This window comes from Streptomyces sp. NRRL WC-3549 (genome assembly GCF_000721935.1).
Taxonomy (GTDB): domain Bacteria; phylum Actinomycetota; class Actinomycetes; order Streptomycetales; family Streptomycetaceae; genus Streptomyces.
Genome location: NZ_KL585437.1, coordinates 92927 through 96098, shown reverse-complemented (window position 1 = coordinate 96098; position 3172 = coordinate 92927). Strand labels below are relative to the sequence as shown.

Annotated in this window: 2 protein-coding genes; both read left to right on the top strand. The window is 72.1% G+C overall.

Features of this window, described 5'->3' with window-relative positions; genetic code table 11:
* On the top strand, nt 1–1954 hold a 1954-nt coding region (locus IH13_RS0132235), incomplete at its 5' end, for a peptidoglycan D,D-transpeptidase FtsI family protein (RefSeq protein WP_051836000.1).
* Nucleotides 1955–2116: 162 nt separating this feature from the next.
* Nucleotides 2117–3172 (top strand): Mur ligase family protein (locus IH13_RS0132230; RefSeq protein ID WP_031090005.1); only part of this gene is annotated, 1056 nt, incomplete at its 3' end.

Below are 3172 nucleotides of genomic sequence, written 5' to 3'. Positions count from 1 at the left end.
CCCCCGTAACGCGGCCGGCGGCTCCGGGCGCGCCCGGTCCGCCGGCCGTCCCGACGCCCGGCGGACCCGCCCGTCGTCCCGGCCGCGCAAAGGGCCGCGGCGCGGCGGAGCGAAGCCGTCCATCCGGCTGGGCAACCCGCGGCCCCGGCTCCGCCTGATCAGCCTCTGTCTGACGCTGGTCATGCTGGCGTTCGTCGTCCGGCTCCTCCAGGTGCAGGCCGTCGACGCCAACGCCTACACGGCGAAGGCGGAGAGGAACCGCTACCTCGAATACACCATCGCCGCCGAGCGGGGCGAGATCACCGACCGCAACGGCATCGCCCTGGCCACCAGCGTCGACGCGCACGACATCACGGCCGACCCGCTGCTGTTCACCCCCGAGGAGAGCAACGCCCCCGACGCGCCGCAGCAGGCGGCGGCCCTGCTCGCCCCGATCCTCGGCAAGGACGTGGCGGAGCTGACGGAGAAGCTCTCCACGCCCAAGATGCGCTACGTCGTGCTGGCGCGCCGTCAGACCCCGCAGGTGTGGAAACAGATCAAGGACCTCAAGGCGGCCTTCGCGGAGAAGGCCGCCGCGGACAGGGCGCGCGGCGGGCCGGGGGCCAACGTACTGGCCGGTGTCCTGCAGGAGTCCACCACCAGGCGGGTCTACCCCAACGGCGACCTCGCCGCCGGGATACTGGGATTCGTCAACGCCGAGGGCAAGGGCGGCGGAGGCCTGGAGGCCCAGCTCAACAAGCAGCTGCAGGGCGAGGACGGCACGATCAGCTACGCCCAGGCCGGCGGCCGGCCGGTACCGACCGCGGGCTCCAAGGAGATCCCGGCCGTGGCGGGCACCGACGTCGAACTCACCATCGACCGCGACATCCAGTGGGCGGCCCAGCGCGCCATCGCCGACCAGGTGGAGAAGTCCAAGGCGGACCGCGGCTACGTGGTCGTGCAGAACACGAAGACCGGCGAGGTGCTGGCCATGGCCAACGCGCCGGGGTACGACCCGAACGACCTCTCCCAGGTCGACGGAGCCTCCCTGGGCAACGCCGCGCTCCAGGACGTCTACGAGCCGGGCTCCACCAGCAAGGTCATGTCCATGGCCGCGGTGCTGGAGGAGGGCGCCGCCACACCCGCCACGCACGTCACCGTCCCCAACCGGCTGCACCGCGGCGACCGGCTGTTCCGGGACGACATCGACCACCCCACCTGGTACCTCACGCTCAACGGCGTACTCGCGAAGTCGAGCAACATCGGCACCATCCTGGCCACCGGCCAGCTCGGCAAGACGCAGGCCGAGGCCAACAAGGTGCTCTACTCCTACCTGCGCAAGTTCGGCCTGGGCAGCACCACCGGGCTCGACTACCCGGGGGAGTCGCCGGGCATCCTCGCCGCCCCCGGCGACTGGTCGACCTCGCAGCAGTACACGATCCCGTTCGGCCAGGGCCTCTCGCTCAACGCCATGCAGGCCGCCTCCGTCTACCAGACGATCGCCAACGGAGGGGTCCGGATCCGGCCGACCCTCGTCCGCGGCACCAAGGGCGCCGACGGCCGGTACGCGGCGGCGGAGGAACCCGAGCGGACCCGGGTGGTCAGCGAGAAGACCGCCAAGACCCTGGCCAGGATGCTGGAGTCCGTGGTGGACGACCAGGAGGGCACCGGGAGCAAGGCCCACATCGAGGGCTACCGGGTCGCGGGCAAGACGGGCACGGCCAACCGCGTCGACCCCGAGAGCGGCGTCTACAAGGGCTACACCTCGTCCTTCGCCGGCTTCGCCCCCGCCGACGACCCCCAGGTCACCGTGTACTGCGCGATCCAGAACCCCACCCAGGGAAGCTACTTCGGCGGCCAGATCTGCGGCCCGATCTACAAGAAGGTCATGGAGTTCGCCCTGAAGACCCTCCAGACCCCACCGTCCGGCAATCAACCCGCCCGGCTGCCGGTCTCCTTCAAGCCCGGCGAGTGACTCGGGGGAACCTCAGTGACCACCATCACCCCTGATCCCGGGAACCGGAACGAGAAGTACCGCAACCCCGGCCCCTCGCTTCGCGAGAGTCCGCCCCGGCCCGGTACGCTCACCGCCGTGCCCCACGCTGATCAGTTCCAAACCACGCAGAAGGACGCGCCTGTGACCTACCCAGGAGCGCCCCGGCCGGACCGGCTCCGGCCGACTCCCCTCGGAGAGCTGGCAGCCCGGCTCGGCGCCGCACCGCAGGAATCCGGTGAAGTCACCGGGATCACCCACGACTCGCGGGCCGTGCGCCCCGGCGACGTGTACGCGGCGCTGCCCGGCGCCCGCCTGCACGGCGCGGACTTCGCCGCCCAGGCGGCGAGCCTCGGCGCCGCAGCCGTCCTCACCGACCCGGCGGGCGCCGAACGCGCCGCCGCCACCGGCCTCCCGGTGCTCGTCACCGAGGACCCGCGCAGCCGCATGGGCGAACTCGCCGCCGAGATCTACGGGTGGCCCGGTACCGGCCTCCTCCAGATCGGCATCACCGGGACGTCCGGCAAGACCACCACGGCCTACCTCGTCGAGGGCGGCCTGCGTGGAGCGGGGCGCAGCACCGGGCTGATCGGGACCGTCGAGATGCGGATCGGTGACGACCGCATCAAGTCCGAGCGCACCACCCCCGAAGCCACCGACCTCCAGGCCCTCTTCGCCGTCATGCGCGAACGCGGTGTCGAGGCGGTCGCCATGGAGGTCTCCAGCCACGCCCTGGTCCTCGGCCGGGTCGACGGCTGCGTCTTCGACGTCGCCGTCTTCAACAACCTCAGCCCGGAACACATGGAGTTCCACTCGGGCATGGAGGACTACTTCCAGGCCAAGGCGCAGCTGTTCACCCCGGAGCGCAGCCGGCTCGGTGTGGTCAACTTCGACGACGAGTACGGCCGCAGGCTCGTCGACGAGGCGTCCGTCCCCGTCGTCACCTTCTCCGCCGAGGGCCACCCGGACGCCGACTGGCGCGCCGCGGACGTCGAAGTCGGCCCGCGGGACAGCCGTTTCACCGTCCTCGGCCCCAAGGGCGAGCGCGTCACCGCCCGTGCCCCGCTGCCCGGCCCCTTCAACGTCGCCAACACGCTGGCCGCGATCGTCACGCTGGCCGTCGCGGGCATCGACCCGCAGACCGCCGCGGACGGCGTCGCGGCCGTCCCCGGGGTGCCCGGCCGGCTCGAACGCGTCGAC